The sequence below is a fragment of the Nesterenkonia sp. CL21 genome (assembly GCF_031705515.1).
Lineage (GTDB): Bacteria > Actinomycetota > Actinomycetes > Actinomycetales > Micrococcaceae > Nesterenkonia > Nesterenkonia aethiopica.
Genome location: NZ_JAUTWR010000009.1, coordinates 137,504 through 154,421 on the forward strand (window position 1 = coordinate 137,504; position 16,918 = coordinate 154,421).

General features: G+C 69.9%; 15 protein-coding genes and 1 riboswitch. Of the genes, 4 read left to right on the forward strand and 11 right to left on the reverse strand.

All coding sequences use genetic code 11. The annotated features are described in order from the left end of the window. Positions 1-36 precede the first annotated feature (36 nt). A complete protein-coding gene (locus Q7C18_RS13180; protein ID WP_311025771.1) occupies positions 37-1,914 on the forward strand; it encodes an OmpA family protein in 1,878 nt (625 codons plus the stop codon). 10 nt (positions 1,915-1,924) lie between these two features. Here the strand turns inward: Q7C18_RS13180 and Q7C18_RS13185 are convergent, their stop codons facing one another. From Q7C18_RS13185 to Q7C18_RS13235, 11 genes are all read right to left on the reverse strand, one after another. Then, positions 1,925-2,695 carry an enoyl-CoA hydratase-related protein gene (locus Q7C18_RS13185; RefSeq protein ID WP_311025772.1) on the reverse strand — a complete coding sequence of 257 codons (771 nt, stop codon included), beginning with the start codon at positions 2,693-2,695 and terminating at the stop codon, positions 1,925-1,927. 88 nt (positions 2,696-2,783) lie between these two features. Continuing rightward, positions 2,784-3,941, reverse strand: a complete 1,158-nt coding sequence (paaE, locus tag Q7C18_RS13190) for a 1,2-phenylacetyl-CoA epoxidase subunit PaaE (RefSeq protein ID WP_070158944.1) — start codon at positions 3,939-3,941, stop codon at positions 2,784-2,786. Then, on the reverse strand, positions 3,941-4,543 hold the full coding sequence (gene paaD / locus Q7C18_RS13195; protein ID WP_311025773.1) for a 1,2-phenylacetyl-CoA epoxidase subunit PaaD: 603 nt from the start codon (positions 4,541-4,543) through the stop codon (positions 3,941-3,943). The genes paaE and paaD overlap by 1 nt, the downstream gene beginning before the upstream one ends. 41 nt (positions 4,544-4,584) lie before the next feature. Next, positions 4,585-5,412, reverse strand: a complete 828-nt coding sequence (gene paaC, locus Q7C18_RS13200) for a 1,2-phenylacetyl-CoA epoxidase subunit PaaC (RefSeq protein WP_311025774.1) — start codon at positions 5,410-5,412, stop codon at positions 4,585-4,587. Further along, positions 5,409-5,714, reverse strand: a complete 306-nt coding sequence (gene paaB, locus Q7C18_RS13205) for a 1,2-phenylacetyl-CoA epoxidase subunit PaaB (protein ID WP_070158946.1) — start codon at positions 5,712-5,714, stop codon at positions 5,409-5,411. Before paaB ends, paaC begins: the two co-directional genes overlap by 4 nt. 65 nt (positions 5,715-5,779) lie before the next feature. Continuing rightward, on the reverse strand, positions 5,780-6,811 hold the full coding sequence (gene paaA, locus Q7C18_RS13210; RefSeq protein ID WP_311025775.1) for a 1,2-phenylacetyl-CoA epoxidase subunit PaaA: 1,032 nt from the start codon (positions 6,809-6,811) through the stop codon (positions 5,780-5,782). A 212-nt stretch (positions 6,812-7,023) separates the two neighbouring features. Then, on the reverse strand, positions 7,024-7,641 hold the full coding sequence (locus Q7C18_RS13215; RefSeq protein WP_070158952.1) for a TetR/AcrR family transcriptional regulator: 618 nt from the start codon (positions 7,639-7,641) through the stop codon (positions 7,024-7,026). A 10-nt stretch (positions 7,642-7,651) separates the two neighbouring features. Then, on the reverse strand, positions 7,652-8,998 hold the full coding sequence (locus Q7C18_RS13220; RefSeq protein WP_311025776.1) for an AMP-binding protein: 1,347 nt from the start codon (positions 8,996-8,998) through the stop codon (positions 7,652-7,654). A 3-nt stretch (positions 8,999-9,001) separates the two neighbouring features. Beyond that, positions 9,002-9,460: a hydroxyphenylacetyl-CoA thioesterase PaaI gene (gene paaI / locus Q7C18_RS13225; RefSeq protein WP_311025777.1), complete on the reverse strand. Its 459-nt coding sequence runs from the start codon at positions 9,458-9,460 to the stop codon at positions 9,002-9,004. A gap of 139 nt (positions 9,461-9,599) precedes the next feature. Further along, positions 9,600-10,613 carry an NAD-dependent epimerase/dehydratase family protein gene (locus tag Q7C18_RS13230; protein ID WP_070158947.1) on the reverse strand — a complete coding sequence of 338 codons (1,014 nt, stop codon included), beginning with the start codon at positions 10,611-10,613 and terminating at the stop codon, positions 9,600-9,602. A gap of 76 nt (positions 10,614-10,689) precedes the next feature. Further along, a complete protein-coding gene (locus Q7C18_RS13235; protein WP_311025778.1) occupies positions 10,690-11,427 on the reverse strand; it encodes a M50 family metallopeptidase in 738 nt (245 codons plus the stop codon). Positions 11,428-11,696: 269 nt separating this feature from the next. Between Q7C18_RS13235 and Q7C18_RS13240 the strand changes: the two genes are divergently transcribed. From Q7C18_RS13240 to Q7C18_RS13250, 3 genes are all read left to right on the forward strand, one after another. Then, the gene (locus tag Q7C18_RS13240) at positions 11,697-12,878 is read left to right on the forward strand and encodes an acetyl-CoA C-acyltransferase (RefSeq protein ID WP_311025779.1); all 1,182 of its coding nucleotides are present in this window, start codon (positions 11,697-11,699) and stop codon (positions 12,876-12,878) included. Positions 12,879-13,201: 323 nt separating this feature from the next. Next, positions 13,202-15,556, forward strand: a complete 2,355-nt coding sequence (locus Q7C18_RS13245; protein WP_311025780.1) for a right-handed parallel beta-helix repeat-containing protein — start codon at positions 13,202-13,204, stop codon at positions 15,554-15,556. A gap of 229 nt (positions 15,557-15,785) precedes the next feature. Beyond that, a riboswitch (SAM riboswitch) is annotated at positions 15,786-15,902 on the forward strand. A 135-nt stretch (positions 15,903-16,037) separates the two neighbouring features. Next, positions 16,038-16,918, forward strand: an 881-nt coding sequence (locus Q7C18_RS13250) for an aminotransferase class V-fold PLP-dependent enzyme (RefSeq protein ID WP_311025781.1), incomplete at its 3' end; no start/stop codon positions are given.

A 16,918-nucleotide genomic window follows, 5' to 3' on the forward strand; every position in this document is an offset into this window, starting at 1 on the left:
AACGCCAGTGGTCGGTTCCCGTGGAAGGCGGATGAGATGACCTCGGCTCACAGATCGCATACCCCGCTCGCCCTGGCCGCGCTGGCGGTCCTCCTGGCCTCAGGCTGTGTGCCGCTGGGCGAACCGGCGGCCTCCCAGGAGACCCTCGACTCCACCAGCGACGATCCGACCGTGGACGGGGGAGCGGACGAGGACGGCGCTGCGGACGGCGCCGGCGACGATCCCACTGATGAGCCCACTGACGAGCCCACTGACGAGCCCACTGACGAGCCCACTGACGAGCCCACGGTGGAGGCCGAGGGCGAGGTCGTGATCGACTCGGGTGCGGATCAGCTTCCCGACGGCATGGGCGTCACGGCCCAGACCACGCTCTGGGACTTCCTCAACGATCAGGAGGTCGAGGCGCAGGTCACCGTCTACCCGCTGGTGAGGACCACCTTCGACGGCGAGGACTTCCTGGCCTCGCGCATGGACTTCACCCTGCTCAGCGAGGACGGCGCGCTCGATCTGGACCACACGCTGAGATCCCACACCGAGAACCCGGTGGAGGTGCGTCTGGTGGACACCGAGGCCATGGACATCCAGCTCACCACGGTCAGCTCGGACGGCCAATACGTCTGGGACCTCTTCGCGCTCGACCGTGACCTGGTCCTGCCGGACCAGGGTGGGACCTGGGTGTCCTACTTCGGAGACACCGGTTTTGAGGAGGCGGCCCTGTTGTTGCCGTACTTCGGGCTCGTGGAGGGCGTGGAGGTCCTGGATCCCGATGACCTCGACGCTGAGGTGCTGGAGGCCTACCCGCTGCTGGAGGATCTGGAGGACCCGCCGGAGCGGATCGAGCCGCGGATCTTCCCGGCGGACATCTATCGGGAGCGTGACGGCGGAGACGTGACCATCCGCGACGACGACGGCCAGGCCACCTTGACGATGGCCTCCGACGTGCTCTTCGACGTCGACGAGCACGAGCTCGATGACGACGCCGAGGCCGCACTGCAGGCCGCAGCCGAGGAGCTGGAGCGTCTCGACGGCGGTGAGCTGTTCATCATCGGGCACACCGATGACGTGCTCGACGAGGACTACAACCAGGCGCTCTCGGAACGGCGTGCGGAGTCCGTCCATGACCGGCTCGACGACCTCACCGACCTCTCCGGCTTCGACATCACCGTGGAGGGCCGGAACTTCCAGGAGCCGGTGGCGGACAACGAGACCGAGGAGGGGCGGGCGCAGAACCGACGCGTGGAGCTGCGCTTCGAGCTCCCGGACCTGGAGGACCTCAGCGACCTGGAGCAGATCGGCGAGCCGGCGGAGCCGCAGGGCCCGGTGGGTGCGGCCGACGACGTCCTGGAGGTCACCGCGGAGGACGGCCGATCCGCGGAGGTCGCCGTGGAGGAGCTCTATCAGGTGGACAGCCTGCTGGTGGGTCGTCTCTCGGTGGAGATCACCCAGAATGCGGACGGCCACGACAGCTCAGGCTCGTTGGCCTGGCCGTTCAGCTTCGGCCCCGGCGGCGAGCGGGATGACCTCGATGCGCTGGCCGACGGGGGACAGGCCGATGCGGTGACCCTGCTGATCGGTGACAGCCGGGTCTTCCCTCTGGAGATGAGCGGGCAGGGGTTCGTCTCCGGGGTCGACGAGGACGGCGAGTTCATCATCGACGACCTCCCCTGGTACTCGCCCATGGCGGACCAGTACTTCGGCGGTGACTACGGCGCGGCCGAAGGTGTCCGGGGAGTCGTCACCGTGGTCTGGCCCCTGGTCTCCAGCGAGAAGGTGACCATCGACGTCCCGGTGGAGACCGAATGGGAGGACCGTGAGGGCTTCGACCCGTGGAGGTTCGAGGACGTCCCGGTCCAGGAGCACCGGCAGGACGACGACACTGACGAGGACACTGACGAGGACACTGACGAGGGCTGACTCCCGAGCGTCACTCGCCGCGGAAGGTGGGGGTCCGCTTCTGCTGGAAGGCCGCGAAGCCCTCGGCGTAGTCCGCGGAGTCGCAGACCCGCCCCTGGGCCCGGTTCTCCTCCTCGAGGGACTCCCACAGCCCGATCCGCTCATCCCGCACCCGGGCTACCAGCGCCTTGGACTCGCGGAACGCCAGCGTCGCGCCGGAGGCCGCCCGGCGGGCCTTCTCGCGGGTGAAGTCCACCAGCTCCTCGGGCGGCAGGCACCGAGAGAACAGCCCGGAGGCCACCGCCTCGGCTCCGGACATCAGGTCGCCGGTGTAGATCAGGTCCAAGGTACGGTGCGCCCCCAGCCGCTCGGTGAACAGGGCGTGGCCGCCCGAGTCCAGGGTGGCGCCCAGCGCGGCGAACGGGGAACCGATCTTCGCGTCCTGGGCCACATAGACGACGTCGGTGGCGATGGCCAGCCCCAGCCCGACCCCCAGGCAGGGGCCCTGCACGGCGGCGAAGGTCGGCGCGGGGAAGTCCGCCATCCGGCGAAGCACCGGGGTGACCTTCTCCTGCAGATAGCCCAGGGCGTCGTCGGTGGCGGGGTCCACTCCGGAGATGTCCCGCCCGGCGCAGAATCCCTTGCCCTCGCCGCGCAGCAGCACCGCGCGCACTCCGGCCTCCTCGGCCTGCCGGTAGGCCTCGTCCAGTGCCGACAAGGCCTCCTCGTCCAGGGAGTTCAGCTTCTTCGGGGCGTCCAGGACGATCTCGGCCAGGCCGTCGTCGAGGTGGGTGCGGATCACAGGGCGTCTCCTCAGCGGCACGTCAGCAGGCGGGGCGGGCGGGTCTGGGTGGGTCTGGGTCGGGCAGGTGGGTGGGATCGGGGCCGTGTCAGGCGTCGTAGTCCACCACGAGCTTCTCCGCGGTGGGACGGGTCTGGCAGGTGAGCACATAGCCGGCCTCGAGCTCATCGGTCTCCAGGGCGTAGTTCTCCTCCATCTCAAACTCCCCGCGCACCACCTTGGCCCGGCAGGTGCCGCAGACGCCGCCTGCGCAGGCGAAGGGCACGTCCGAGCGGGAGCGCAGCGCCGCATTGAGCACGGTCTCCCCGGATCCCTTCGGGGAGGTCACCTGGCCGGTCAGCCCGTCGAGGGTGAACTCGATCTCCACGGTCTCGCCGTCGGCCTCCTGCTCCACCCGGCGGCCCTGATGTCCCTCGGGGCGGTCCGGGCGGCCGGTGGTGAACAGCTCGAAGCGGACCTTCTCCTCCGGCACGCCGCGGGCGGCCAGCTGGTCGCGGACCAGCTGGACCAGCTCGAAGGGTCCGCAGAGGAACCATTCGTCGGTCTCGGGCACACGGAGCACCTTGTCCAGGAGGTCGCCGAGCTTCTCGACGTCGATCCGGCCGGTCAGCAGCGGGTTGATGCGCTGCTCGCGGCTGAGCACATGGTGGATCGCCAGCCGGGAGGGGTGGCGGTCCTTCAGATCGCCCAGCTCCTCGGCGAACATGACGTCGCCGGCGGAACGGTTGGCGTAGACCAGGTCGAAGGTCGAGCTGTCCGAGGCGGCCAGCACAGAGCGGGCGATCGCCATGATCGGGGTGATCCCGGAGCCGGCGGCGAAGGCCACCAGGTGCACATCGGGGCGGCCGGCAACGGCCTCGGCGGCGAGCTCCTCGGGACGGTTCATCGAGGTGATGGCGGTCTTGGACACGAAGGTCCCGGAGGGGTTCATCACCTGCAGCGTGTCACCGGGGGAGAGGTGCTCGTTAGCCCAGGTGGAGAAGGATCCGCCGAGGTCGCGCTTGATGGCGATCCGGATCTCGCCGCGCGTGGGCTCCTGACACAGCGAGTAGGAGCGTCGGATCTGCTGGCCCTCGATCTCGGCGCGCAGCGCCACGTACTGGCCGGGCGCGTAGTCGAAGTCGTCCTGGAGCTCCTCCGGCACGGCGAAGGTGACCTCCACCGAGTCGGGGGTGAGCCGCCGCACCTCGGAGACGGTGAGGGTGGAGAACTTCGCGCGGCGGCGCTTGGTGGTCTTGATCTGCATCAGTGCACCTTGAAGTGGTCGAAGGGTTCCAGGCACTGCCGGCACTGGTAGAGGGCCTTGCAGGCGGTGGAGCTGAAACGGGTCATCTCGCGTGTGTCCGGGGAGTCGCAGTGCGGGCACTTCACACTCAGCCCGACCCGCACAGGGCCGACGGCGGCCCGCCCCGTGGGCGGAGCGATCCCGTAGGCGCGCAGCTTCTCCTTCCCGGCCTCCGTCATCCAATCGGTGGTCCAGGCCGGCTGCAGCACCGTGTCCACGCGGACGCGCTCGTGGCCGGCGGTGCGCAGCGCTTCCCGGACATCGGAGGTGATGGTGTCCATGGCGGGGCAGCCGGAGTAGGTGGGAGTGATCACGACGACGGCGGTCCCGTCCTCGTCGAGGCGGGCCTCGCGCAGGATGCCCAGGTCCTCGATGGAGAGCACAGGGATCTCCGGGTCGTTGACCGTGGCGGCGACCTCCCACACGGTGCGTTCCCTGCCGTCGTCGAGGGCTGGCTTCGTGCTCTGGTCAATGGGCTCCAGTGACGGGTGGCCGGCCATCATGGTCTCGGCCACGATGCGGGAGGCCTGGCGAGGGTCAGATGTCTTATAGCGTGTGCTCATGTCGTCCTCCGTCCTGCCGGCACGGGTCCGGACTGCGATGCTCACCAGGTCGCCCCGGGGTGCTGCCGGGCGAGGACCTGCATCTCGGCGAGGATGTAGCCCCGCTGCTCGGAGAACCGTCCGGTGCGGTCCGAGCCGTAGGCCCCGGACATCTCCGGGACGGTGAGACCGGCGGCCTCGATGGTCTCCCGGAGTCGGTGCAGAGTGTCCTCGCGCAGGCTGGAGGGCAGGACCGCGACGTCGCCCAGTGCGGGGATCGGGTCGACGTCGAGGAACAGCTCCTCCACGTAGGACCACAGCGAGTCCAGCCCGTCCTGGATGCGGCGGCTGGACTCCTCGGTGCCCAGTCCGAGCCTCAGGGTCCACTGGGCGGCATGGTCCTGATGGTACTGGACCTCCTTGAGTGCCTTGTCCGCGATGGCGGCCAGGGTCGGGTCGGTGGAGTGGACCAGCCGGCTGTAGAGCTGGTGCTGATAGGTGCTGAAGATCAGCTGGCGGGCGATCGTGCGGCCGAAGTCCCCGTTCTCCTGCTCCACGAGACGGCAGGAGCGGAACTCCTCCTCATCGCGGAAGTAGGCCAGATCGTCCTCGGTCTTGCCCCAGGCGGTGCCCGCATAGGTGAGCAGGAAGCGGGCATGTCCCAGCAGATCCAGGGCGATGTTGGCCAGCGCGACGTCCTCCTCCAGCTCAGGGGCGCGGGAGATCCAGGAGCTGAGGCGCTGGGAGAGCATCAGGGCGTCGTCGCCGAGGATCATCGCGTAGCGGGCGGTGGCCTCGTCGGCGACGGCGTCGGAGGCGGCGATCTCCTCCGGGGTGATCGCCTCGCCCTGGGACTGGCGCGTGGCGGAGTCGTGGGATGCGAAGCTCACAGGTGCTTCACCCCCTCCGACTGCGTGTAGTAGGTGGCGTGACGGTAGCTCTTGCCCTGCGGGGACTCGAAGAACCCGCCCTTGGAGTCGGGGTCGGAGGCCATGATTGCCTCGGCCGGCACCACCCACACCGAGGTGCCCTCGTTGCGCCGGGTGTAGAGGTCCCGGGCGTTGCGCAGCGCCATGGTGGCGTCCGGGGCGTGCAGCGAGCCGGCGTGGACGTGGGAGAGTCCGCGGGAGGAGCGGATGAACACCTCCCACAGGGGCCACGAGCCGGAGTCTGCGGGGTCGATGGAGGTCATGGGCCTCGCCTTTCCTGAGGGTGTCTCGGGAGTCGAAGGGTGATGGGATGTGACGAGCCGATGGATCAGGCGCCGGCGAGGGCGGCCTGTTCCTGGTGCTGGCGGCCGGCGTAGGCCGCGGCGGCCTCGCGCACCCACGCGCCCTCGTCACGGGCGCGGCGGTAGTGCTCCAGGCGCTGGCGGCTCAGCGGGCCGTTGCCCTTGAGCACGGAGAAGAACTCGTCCCAGTCCAGCTCGCCGAAGTCGTAGTGGCCGCGCTCCTCGTTCCACTGCAGGTCGGGGTCCGGCAGCGTCAGCCCCAGGGCCTCGGCCTGGGGGACGATCATGTCCACGAAGCGCTGGCGCAGCTCGTCGTTGGAGAAGCGCTTGATGTTCCACGCCATGGACTGTCCGGAGTTGGGGGAGTCTCTGTCCGGCGGGCCGAACATCTGGAGGGCAGGTCCGTAGAAGCGGTCCACGGCGTCCTGGGCCATCTGATGCTGTTCCTCGGTGCCGTGGGAGAGCGTGTAGAGGATCTCCCAGCCCTGCCGCTGGTGGAAGGACTCCTCCTTGCAGACGCGTACCATCGCGCGTCCGTAGGGCCCGTAGGAGGCGCGGCACAGGGGTACCTGGTTGGTGATGGCCGCGCCGTCGACCAGCCAGCCGATGGCGCCGACGTCGGCCCAGGTCCGGGCCGGGTAGTTGAAGATGGAGGAGTACTTCGCGCGGCCCGTGTAGAGCTGGTCGAACATCTCGTCCCGCGGAGTGCCCAGCGTCTCGGCTGCGGAGTAGAGGTAGAGTCCGTGGCCGGCCTCGTCCTGGACCTTGGCCATGAGGATGGCCTTGCGCTTCAGGCTCGGGGCGCGGGAGATCCAGTTGCCCTCCGGCTGCATCCCGATGATCTCCGAGTGCGCGTGCTGGGAGACCTGGCGGACCAGGGTCTTGCGGTACGGCTCGGGCATCCAGTCCCGCGGCTCCACTCGGGAGTCTGCGGCGATGAGCTCCTCGAAGCGCTCCTGACCGGCCCGCGCGGCGTCCGCGGCCGCGGACGCGTCGGAGTCGTCCGCCAGGCGGAGCTGCGGTGCGTGGGGGTCCTGGGAAGGGTGCTCTGCCGACATGCTGGTCCTCGTTTCCGTCGCCTGAATTACCGACCGTTCGTTCAGTATAGCAGGGTAGGTGTGATGGTCAACACACGATGACCTGGGGATATCTGGTCCAGGACAGGTGCGGGAACGCACCGATCGGGCGATGCGACGGGCCTCGTCGGCCGTGAAGCCTTCGGTGGGCACTCGCATCGCCCGATCGGCGGCAGAAGGATGTGGTGGCGGCGTCAGCTCCGCGGGGAACGCAGCCCGTCCAGCAGCAGGTGGGTGACCGTCGCGGCCAGGGCGTCGTCGGGCTGCCCGTCCTGCGGGCGGTACCAGTCCACCAGGGAGTTGACCATGCCCATGGCCAGGCGCGAGGCGGTGCGGGCGTCGACGTCGTCACGCAGGTCGCCGTCGGCCTGGGCCTGACGGATCAGCTCTGCGATCCGCAGGGTGATCTCCCGGCGTCGCTGCAGGGCCTTGACCTCCATCTCCGAGTTGCCGCGCAGCCGCAGCAGCAGCGTCACGTACGGCAGCGAGGCGGTCAGGACCTTCACCGACTCCCGGATGATGGTCTCCAGCTCGTCCACCGCCGGGGCGCCGAGCGCCTCGGCCTCGCTGACCACGCGCTCCAGCTCCGCCAGCGACCGGTTCAGCGCGATGTCCAGGATCTCCTCCTTGGAGGAGACGTGGTGGTAGATCGCGGACTTGGAGATGCCCAGCTCCCGGGACAGCGCTCCCATGGAGGTGGCCTCGTAGCCGTGGCGGTTGAAGGCCTCCACGCAGACGGTCAGCAGGGCCTCGCGGTCATAGCCGGGCCGCCCGCGGCGCGAGGTCCCGGAAGAGGTGGGGGTGGTCGTCATGGGCATCAGGCTATCCGGCCTGCCGCGGACGCTCGTCGTAGATGCGCCGCAGCTTTCCGGAGGAGCGGGCCAGCGATCCCGGCTCCTCCACCGATACTCGGCAGCTGGTGCCGATGCGGACTTTGATGCGGCGGGCGAGCTCAGCGCCGGCGGAGTCGGCGGCCGCGCCGTCGCACTCCGGCCGGCGCTCGATGTGGACCGTCATCTCGTCCATGGTTCCTGGGCGGCTCAGGCGCAGCTGGAAGTGCGGGGAGAGCTCCTCGATCTCCAGGGCGATCTCTTCGATCTGGGAGGGGAACAGGTTCACCCCGCGCAGGATGATCATGTCGTCGCTGCGACCGGTGATCCGGGCCATGCGTCGATGCCCCGGCCGGTCGGTGCCCGGCATCAGCCGGGTCAGGTCATGGGTGCGGTAGCGGATGATCGGCAGCGCCTGCTTGGTGAGCGTGGTGAACACCAGCTCGCCGTCCTCCCCCGTGGGCAGCGGCTCCTCGGTGATCGGGTCGATGATCTCGGGGCGGAAGTGGTCCTCCCAGATCGTGGAGCCGTCCTGCAGCTCCCAGGACTCGCCGGCCACGCCCGGGCCCATGATCTCGGAGAGGCCGTAGATGTCGCAGGCCCGGATCGCGAAGGTCTCCTCGATCTCATGCCGCATCTGCTCGGTCCACGGTTCGGCGCCGAGCACCGCGATCTCCAGGGAGGTGGAGCGCGGATCGATGCCGGCTTCCCGGAATGTGTCGGCCAGGGCCAGCAGGTAGGTGGGCGTGCACAGGATGACGCGGGGCCGGAAGTCCTGGATTAGCTGCACCTGCTTCTCGGACTGTCCGCCGGACATCGGAATCACGGTGCCGCCGAGCCTCTCGATGCCGTAATGGGCGCCCAGGCCCCCGGTGAACAGGCCGTAGCCGTAGGCGTTGTGGACGAGGTCGCCCGGCCGGACGCCCGAGAATCGCAGACAGCGGGCCAACAGCGACGCCCAGACGTCGATGTCGTCCTGCGTGTAGCCCACCACGGTGGGGCGACCGGTGGTGCCCGAGGAGGCGTGGATCCGGCGGACCTGTTCCATGGGTACGGCGAAGGCCTTGAACGGGTAGGCCGCCCGCAGGAACTCCTTGTCGGTGAAGGGGAACTTCGCCAGGTCCTCCAGGCTGCGCAGGTCATCGGGTCCCACGCCGTGGGCGTCGTAGAGCGCGCGGTAGGCGGGGACGTTGTCGTAGGCGTGCCGGACGGTGTGCTGCAGTCGGGTCAGCTGCAGCGTCTCGATCTCCTCGCGGGTGGCCAGCTCCTCAGGATCCGGCAGGGCGGGGTCGTGGGGCTGTGCGCTGTCACGGGTGGGTTCGTCGGCCAGGGTGTTCATGGCTCACTTCTTTCCGGGGGACGGGACGGCGCGGGAGCGGCCGCGGAAGACGGCGATGGTCTCGTCCCCGCGGGTGACGGTGACGTCGTAGACTCCGCTGCGTCCGGAGCGGGAGACCTCCACGGCCTCGGCGATGAGCTCATCACCCAGCCAGGCGGTCTTCAGGAAGTTGATGTCGGCCCCGGAGGCGACGGTCACGGTGGCGTCGTCGCCGTCGGGGTGGTTGCACGCCATGGCGAAGCAGGTGTCGGCCAGGGCGAAGATCATTCCCCCGTGGACGATGTCGAAGCCGTTGGTCATCTCGCGGCGCACCGTCATGCGCAGGCGAGCGTGCCCGGGGTCGGCCTGGAGCACCTCGGCGCCGAGCCAGCGGGTGCAACGGTCCGTCTCCAGCATCCTGTGCCGGGGTCCGCCGTCGGGCATGATCACGCCTTCGTAGGCCAGCTGGGTGGGCTCGGTCATCGACACTCCTCGACTTATTTCCAGACCGATTGGTCGGTAAGTCAACTCAAGCATCGCCGTCATGTGATGTCAAGCACATCTCTGGGCGGCGGCCCGTGCGGCGGCCCGTGCGGCGGCAGAGGTCGGCTGACCGGCCCTCTCAGTCGTCCGCGGCGGGCTTCTCGAGCATCGGCGCATAGCCGGATCGGAAGTCCGGGTGCCTCAGCCCGCCCAGGAAGCGGTGCAGCGCCGCGCCGTCGACGGCCCGGCCGTGGGCCGGCGTCGCGCTCCACAGGGGGTCCTCCCGCCCGGTGTGGAGCACCTGGTCCAGTGCGACGCCCTCCGGGATGAGGTGCGGCCACGGACGCGGCAGGCCGAGCTCATCGGCCAGCCAGTCGTGCACCATCCCCACCGGCACGGGCAGCTCGTCCACGCCCAGCAGCACCGAGGGGCACTCGGATGCGGTGACCATCGCGGCGGCCGCCGCGGCGGCGTCGTCCACGTGGATCCGGTTGGAGATCTTCCAGGGGTCCGTGCCCAGGCTTCCGGCGGTGGAGACCTGGGCGGAACCGGTCAGCTCAGCGGCGGCGCCGAACCCTCCGCCGAGCACCTGGTCGAGCAGTCGTCGACGTCCGGGCCCGTAGATCCCGGCCAGGCGCAGCACCACGGACTCCACCGAATCGTCGCTGCGCAGCAGCTGCTCGGTCTCGGCCAGCACCTCGCCGGTCGGAGTGTTCGGGTGCAGGGGAGAGGTCTCATCGATCAGGCCCTCCTCCCCGCCATGGACCGCGGTGGAGGACACCAGCACCATCCGAACCCGCCGTCCGGAGCGGCCGCCCAGCCGATCGGCACGCTCCAGCAGCGCGCGCAGGCCGTCACGGTACACGGCTCGGTAGCGCGCTGCGGAGCGCGCCCCAGCGGTCGGACAGAACACGACGGCGGCGGTGTCCTCGGGCAGCTCGGGCAGCTCCGAGCCGCGGGTGAGGTCCGCCGGGACGCGGCCGAACCCCTCCGGCAGCGTCGAGGGGTCACGCTTCCAGCCGTCGACGGCGCGGCCTGCCGACCGCAGCAGTCGTCCGATCCGGGTGCCCAGGTCGCCCGCGCCCACGATCACCACCCGGCCGACCTCGGAGGACTCTGCGGTGGGGCCGGTGCTCGCCGTGGGGGAGGTCATGGACTTCAGGCTACCGGCCCCGTGCTGTTCAGGCCCAGTGGAGTTCAGGGCCAGTGCTGTTCAGGGCTAGGGCAGCTCAGCCCCAGGGCCAGGGGGCGCCGTCGAGCAGCTGCCAGCCGCCCAGGGCCAGCGCCGCGACGCAGACCAGCCAGAACAGCCCCACCCACAGGGCCGCGGGAGTGCGGGTGAGGCGGGCCAGCTGGTCGGCGTCGCTGTCACCGCCGCGGGTGCGTCGGCGCTGGCGCTGCAGCTCGACGACCGCCCGCGGCGCTGCGAGCAGCAGCGACCACACCACCACCTGGGCGGCCGCCGAGAGCACCGGTCCGGTGGCCCACCAGGACAGTGCGCCCACCGTGGCGCCGAGCATCAGCACGACCCACAGGCCGTAGAGGTTGCGCACCAGCAGAAGCATCAGGGCGCTGGTGACCACCAGGATCCACAGCACCGCCGCCGCGTGGCCGGCGCCCAGCAGCATCGCGCCCGCGGCCCCGGCCACGGCCGGGGCCGGGTAGCCCGCGCACAGCGTGGCGATCATGCCGGGGCCGTCCGGCCGTCCCCGGGAGACCGTCAGGCCGGAGGTGTCAGCATGGAGGCGCACTCCCTGCAGTCGCCGGCCCGCCAGGGCCGCGACGACGGCGTGGCCCGCCTCATGCACCAGCGTCACCAGGTGCCGCACCAGGCGGTACCCGCCCGGGCTCCAGATCACGGCCAGCACGACGGCGGCCAGCAGCAGGGACACCTGCCAGCTCACGGGATCCTGGGCGGCGGCGACCCGGTCCCAGAGCTGGGCGGGCCAGTCCGCGAGCGTCGACATGTGCGGCGCCAGGGAGGTTGCAGGCGGGGGCGACGCTGTAGCACCCGCGGAGGGGGCGGTCTCGGAGACGATCATGACGGACAGTGTGCCGTCTCCGTCCGGATGCGAGCTGACAGCGCGCGGTCGGCGTCGCCGACGTCTGACGTGACGCTGCTCACCGCGATACTCTGGCTGGACGTCTGACGGGACGACGGCGTCCTCTGCGGTGCGGCCGCGGCGTCGTCCGGCTCCCGGACAGGATGCGACCATCACTGCAGCAGAGGAGAGTCATGTCTGGAACTGTCATCGTCGCCGGTGCCCGCACGCCCATGGGGCGGCTGCTGGGAGGGCTGTCGTCGCTGTCGGCCGCGGAGCTCGGCGCGGTCGCCATCTCCGGCGCCCTGGAGCGTGCCGGGGTCTCCGGTGACGCGGTCGACTATGTGGTCATGGGTCAGGTGATCCAGGCCGGCGCCGGGCAGAACCCTGCACGCACCGCCTCGATCGGGGCCGGGATCCCCGCCTCGGTGCCGTCGATCACCCTGAACAAGGTGTGCCTGTCCGGCCTCAATGCCGTGGCCACCGCCGACCAGCTCATCCGCGCCGGGGAGTGCGAGATCGTCGTCGCCGGCGGGATGGAGTCGATGTCCAACGCGCCGCACCTGCTGCCCGGCTCCCGGACCGGTACCAAGTACGGTGACACCGCACTGGTCGACTCCATGGCCTATGACGCGCTCTACGACCAGGCCACCTCTCAGGCGATGGGGGCGCTGACCGAGTCCTGCAACACCGGCGAGGCCGAGGTCTCCCGGGAGGAGCAGGACCGGGTGGCCGCCGCCTCGCACCAGCGCGCCGCCGCCGCCCAGGAGAACGGCCTCTTCGCCGCGGAGATCGTCCCGGTGGAGGTGCCGCAGCGTCGCGGGGAGCCGCTGGTGGTCGACGCGGACGAGGGCATCCGGCCCGAGGCCACCGCCGAATCGCTGGGCAAGCTGCGTCCCGCCTTCGCCCAGGACGGCACCATCACGGCCGGCTCGGCCTCACAGATCTCCGACGGTGCAGCCGCCCTGGTGGTCATGGCCAAGGAGAAGGCCCAGGAGCTCGGGCTGGAGTGGATCGCCGAGATCGGCGCCCACGGCATGGTCGCCGGTCCGGACTCCTCCCTGCAGCTGCAGCCGGCCAACGCCATCGCAGCGGCCTGCGCCAAGGAGGGCGTCGAGCCCGCCGAGCTGGACCTGGTGGAGATCAACGAAGCCTTCGCCGCCGTCGGGGTGGCCTCGGCGCGGCAGCTAGGGATCGGGGAGGAGAAGCTCAACGTCAACGGTGGGGCCATCGCCCTGGGACACCCGGTGGGGATGTCCGGTGCGCGGCTGCTGCTGCACCTGGCGCTGGAGCTGGGACGCCGCGGAGGCGGAGTCGGCGCGGCCGGCCTCTGCGGCGGCGGCGGTCAGGGTGACGCCCTGATCCTGCGGGTCTGATCCTGCGGTCTGGGCAGGAGGGTCTGAGTCGCAGGCCTGACCGTTTTGCCCCGACATGATTCTGGAACCCCGCGAAGGTCAGCGGGGTTCCAGAATCATGTCGGGGCGCCAGTGGTGGACGATGACGCTGTGGCGCGTCAGGTCGAGGAGCGTATCGGACGATTCCTCCTTGGCAATGCACTCAGCGTCGAATCTCCTTCTCTGTGACGATGATCACCTCTAGGTTGGTCGGGACAGCGCTGTCCACTGCCTGAGGGGGAGACCAGATGTCCGAGTCCGCCGCACCCGAGCGACCCACCGTCCGCAGAAGAAGAGGCCCCGCCGTGAGCTCCCGCGGAGCGACGACGGCCGTCGCCCTGGCGCTGGTCGGCGCGCTGCTGGCCCCGCCGTCGGCCTGGGCCGACGCCGAGCAGGAGTCCGCTCCGGAGCCAGACGTCCAGGCGGAGGAGCTCGAATGGCAGGAGATCACCTTCGGCCAGTCCACCGACCTGGACTTCTCCTCCAACGTGCTGCCGGAGAAGGTCGGCGTGAATCATGCTGTGCCTGATGAGCCCGGCACGATCGAGGGCGAGATCTTCATGGAGAGTCGCGGCGGTAAGCTCGCCCCGGGCCACGACGGCCTGACCTTCTACCATGTGACGCTCGACCCGAACGAGCACAACTTCGTCCTCGAGGCGGAGGTGACCGTCCACCAGCTCGGTCCCGAGACCGGGGCGAACCCGAACGGTCAGGAGGGCGCGGGGCTGATGGTCCGCGATCTCAACGGCGGACCCCGCCAGGACCCCATGCTCGAGGGCTTCGAAGAGGTCCCGGCGGCCTCGAACTACGCCTCCACCACCATGTTGCGTCATGGGTCGGTGGGGATGACACGCACCGGCGTCACCGAGCCGTGGGGGACGGTGGGCTCGGAGCGCAGCGCCACGGACCTCGGACGGCACGGACTGATGATCGACGAGCCGGTCACCATGCGCCTGGAACGCACCGACGACGCCTTCCTCATGTCCACCACCTATACGCATCTGGATGAGCCGGAGACCCACACCCACGAGCTCGAGGGCGCGGACTGGGTCCAGGACATCGAGCCGGACCTGATGACCGTGGGCTTCTTCGCCTCCCGCAACGTGGCGGTGACCTTCTCCGACGCCTCCCTGACCCTCAGCGATGCCGACACCCAGCCCCGCCCCGAGCAGCCCGAACCGGTCACCCCGGTCGCCTTCGACCTGCGTGCCCCCGAACATTCCGGCAGCACCGACTATCCCTTCGCCGCATCTGCCAGCTACCCGGGCACCGTCGACGTCGCCGTCGACGGGGAGACAGTCCTGGCCGGTGAGCCCATCACCGCGGAGGAGGAGTTCACCGCGCAGCTGGAGCTGCCCGAGGGGGCGAGTACCATCAGCGCCACCTACCACCCGGCCGACGGGCCGGACCTGAGCCCGATCACCCGCGGCGTCGATGTCACCGTGCGCGAGTTTCGCGACGACGCCCCGCTGGTGGTCTCGCCTGAGGGAACCCCCGAGGGGGACGGCACCGAGGAGAGCCCGCTCGATGTGCACACGGCGGTCACCCACGTGCTGCCGGGCCAGGAGGTCCAGCTGCTCGAGGGCGACTATGAGCCGGAGAGCACCATCTCGCTGTCCCCGGCCTACTCCGGCACGGCCGAGGAGCCGAAGACGCTCACCGCCGTAGAGGATGCGGAGGTCACGCTCGACGGTCGGTCCGCCCTGCAGCAGATCATCCGCTTGGACGCTGACCATTGGGTCATCTCGGACATGGAGCTCACCCGCTCCGCCGGCAACGGGCTGCGCTCCTCAGGCTCGCACAACGTCGTCGACTCGATGGTTTTCAGCCATAACGGCAACTCCGGCTTCCAACTCACCGGTTCCGGCGACCCGGAGGACTGGCCCGCCGAGAACCTGATCGTGAACTCTGAGGCCCACGACAATCGCGACCCGGCCGACATCAATGCCGACGGCTTCGCTGCCAAGCTCGGCGTCGGACCCGGCAACGTCTTCCGCAGCAATGTGGCCCACCACAACATCGACGACGGCTGGGACCTCTACAACCGGACCAACGAGGGCCCCAACTTCCCGATCACCTTGGAGGACAACATCGCCCACCACAACGGGCAGCTCTCCGACGGCTACAACGCCGGGTCCGGCGTGGGCACCGGCTTCAAGGTCGGCGGCGAGGGCCTGCCGGTGGACCACGTGCTCGCCGGGAACCTGGCCTACGCCAACAACCTGGACGGCTTCTCCGACAACTTCAACCCGGGCCGGCTCGAGCTGACCAACAACACGGCGGTGGACAACGCCCGGTACAACTACATCTTCCGCACCAATCCGTATTTCGAGCCCGAGGAGCAGGGCGTCTTCCGCAACAACCTCTCGGCGCACACGGACAGCCATGACCGGGCGGACCAGGTCTCCGGCGACGTCGACGCCAGCAACGTCCTCTACGACGGCAGCCGCTCACAGACCTCCGACGGGCAGCGGCTCGTGGTGCAACGCGACCTGGTCTCCGCCACGCCGCCGGTCTCTCACGCGCGCGACGAGGACGGGGCACTGGTCCACGGCGACTTCGCCCGACCCACGTTCCATTCGTTCCTCACCGGTGGTGGGATCGACGGTGGGCATGTCGGCGCGGTGGAGCCTGCGGGTCATCCAGGAGGACGCGACTGAGCGGAGGTGTGAGTCCACCCCGCCCCGAGAAGATTCTGGAACCCCGCAAAGATCAGCGGGGTTCCAGAATCAACTCGGGGCGCAAGCGGCTGCGGCGCCGACCGGAGCGGTCGGCGGCGGTGCCGCGTCCGTGCGACTCCTGGGCTCCCGGTCTCCTGGGCTCCCGGGGTCCGACACCTGAGGACACAGACTTGCCCTGATCCCGCAGATCAGGGCAGACTGTGAGGCAGGTCAAGAGTGCCAGCGTCAAACCCCGGTTTGCTGGCCGGCAACCCTCCAGTTCGCGGTGGGGTGCCCCGGGTGACGACCAGGCCCTGCCGCCCATGCGGTGGGGCAAGCGCGGGCCATCACACCACAGTGCGGCCCACAAACCCATGTCCTCGACGACAGGGCCGCCACACGGGCAACAGCTTCGGGCGTCACGCCTGGAGTGTCTCCGACGGTCCTGTCGACACGACCGCATTGAACGGAGACACCTCCCATGACGACCACCGAGCACACGCAGACCCCTCGGTTCGAGACCCAGCAGATCCACGCCGGCGTCGCCCCGGATCCGGTGACCGGCGCCCGGGCCCTGCCCATCCAGCAGACGACCTCCTTCGTCTTCCCCAGCACCGAGGCCGCCGGCAAACGGTTCGGGCTGGAGGAGGTCGCCCCGATCTACACCCGCATCGGCAACCCCACGGTGCAGGCCGTGGAGGACAAGATCGCCGCGCTCGAAGGAGGCGTCGGTGCCCTCGCCGTCGGCTCCGGCCAGGCGGCGGCCTCGTTGGCGCTGCTCAACGTCGTCGAGGCGGGCGGCCACATCGTCGCCTCCCCGTCGCTGTACGGCGGCACCCAGAACCTCTTCAAGCACACGCTGACGAAGTTCGGCATCGAGGTCACCTTCGTGGAGGACCCGGACGACACCGAGTCCTGGCGGGCCGCCATCCGCGAGAACACCGCGGCCTTCTTCGGTGAGGTCGTGGCCAACCCGCGCGGAGACGTCCTGGACCTGGAGGCGGTCTCCGCCGTGGCCCACGAGCACGGCGCCCCGCTGATCGTGGACAACACCCTGACCACGCCCTACCTGATCCGGCCGATCGAGCACGGCGCCGACGTCGTCATCCACTCCGCCACCAAGTTCCTCGGCGGCCACGGCACGGCGATCGCCGGTGTGATCGTGGACTCGGGGAACTTCGACTACACCGCCTACCCGGAGCGCTTCCCCGGCTTCAACACCCCGGATGAGAGCTACCACGGCCTCGTCTTCGGCCGGGACCTGGGCGCCGACGGCGTCTTCGGAGTGAACCTGTCCTACGTGCTCAAGGCCCGCGTGCAGCTGCTGCGCGACCTCGGCCCGGCGCTGTCTCCGCACAACGC

Bases quoted from the DNA above. Each gene is read 5' to 3' on its own strand.
- Q7C18_RS13180 (WP_311025771.1), top strand. From the start codon at position 37: ATGACCTCGGCTCACAGATCGCATACCCCGCTCGCCCTGGCCGCGCTG.
- paaE (WP_070158944.1), bottom strand. From the start codon at position 3,941: ATGCAGATCAAGACCACCAAGCGCCGCCGCGCGAAGTTCTCCACCCTC.
- paaD (WP_311025773.1), bottom strand. From the start codon at position 4,543: ATGAGCACACGCTATAAGACATCTGACCCTCGCCAGGCCTCCCGCATC.
- paaB (WP_070158946.1), bottom strand. From the start codon at position 5,714: ATGACCTCCATCGACCCCGCAGACTCCGGCTCGTGGCCCCTGTGGGAG.
- paaA (WP_311025775.1), bottom strand. From the start codon at position 6,811: ATGTCGGCAGAGCACCCTTCCCAGGACCCCCACGCACCGCAGCTCCGC.
- Q7C18_RS13215 (WP_070158952.1), bottom strand. From the start codon at position 7,641: ATGACGACCACCCCCACCTCTTCCGGGACCTCGCGCCGCGGGCGGCCC.
- Q7C18_RS13220 (WP_311025776.1), bottom strand. From the start codon at position 8,998: ATGAACACCCTGGCCGACGAACCCACCCGTGACAGCGCACAGCCCCAC.
- paaI (WP_311025777.1), bottom strand. From the start codon at position 9,460: ATGACCGAGCCCACCCAGCTGGCCTACGAAGGCGTGATCATGCCCGAC.
- Q7C18_RS13230 (WP_070158947.1), bottom strand. From the start codon at position 10,613: ATGACCTCCCCCACGGCGAGCACCGGCCCCACCGCAGAGTCCTCCGAG.
- Q7C18_RS13235 (WP_311025778.1), bottom strand. From the start codon at position 11,427: ATGTCGACGCTCGCGGACTGGCCCGCCCAGCTCTGGGACCGGGTCGCC.
- Q7C18_RS13240 (WP_311025779.1), top strand. From the start codon at position 11,697: ATGTCTGGAACTGTCATCGTCGCCGGTGCCCGCACGCCCATGGGGCGG.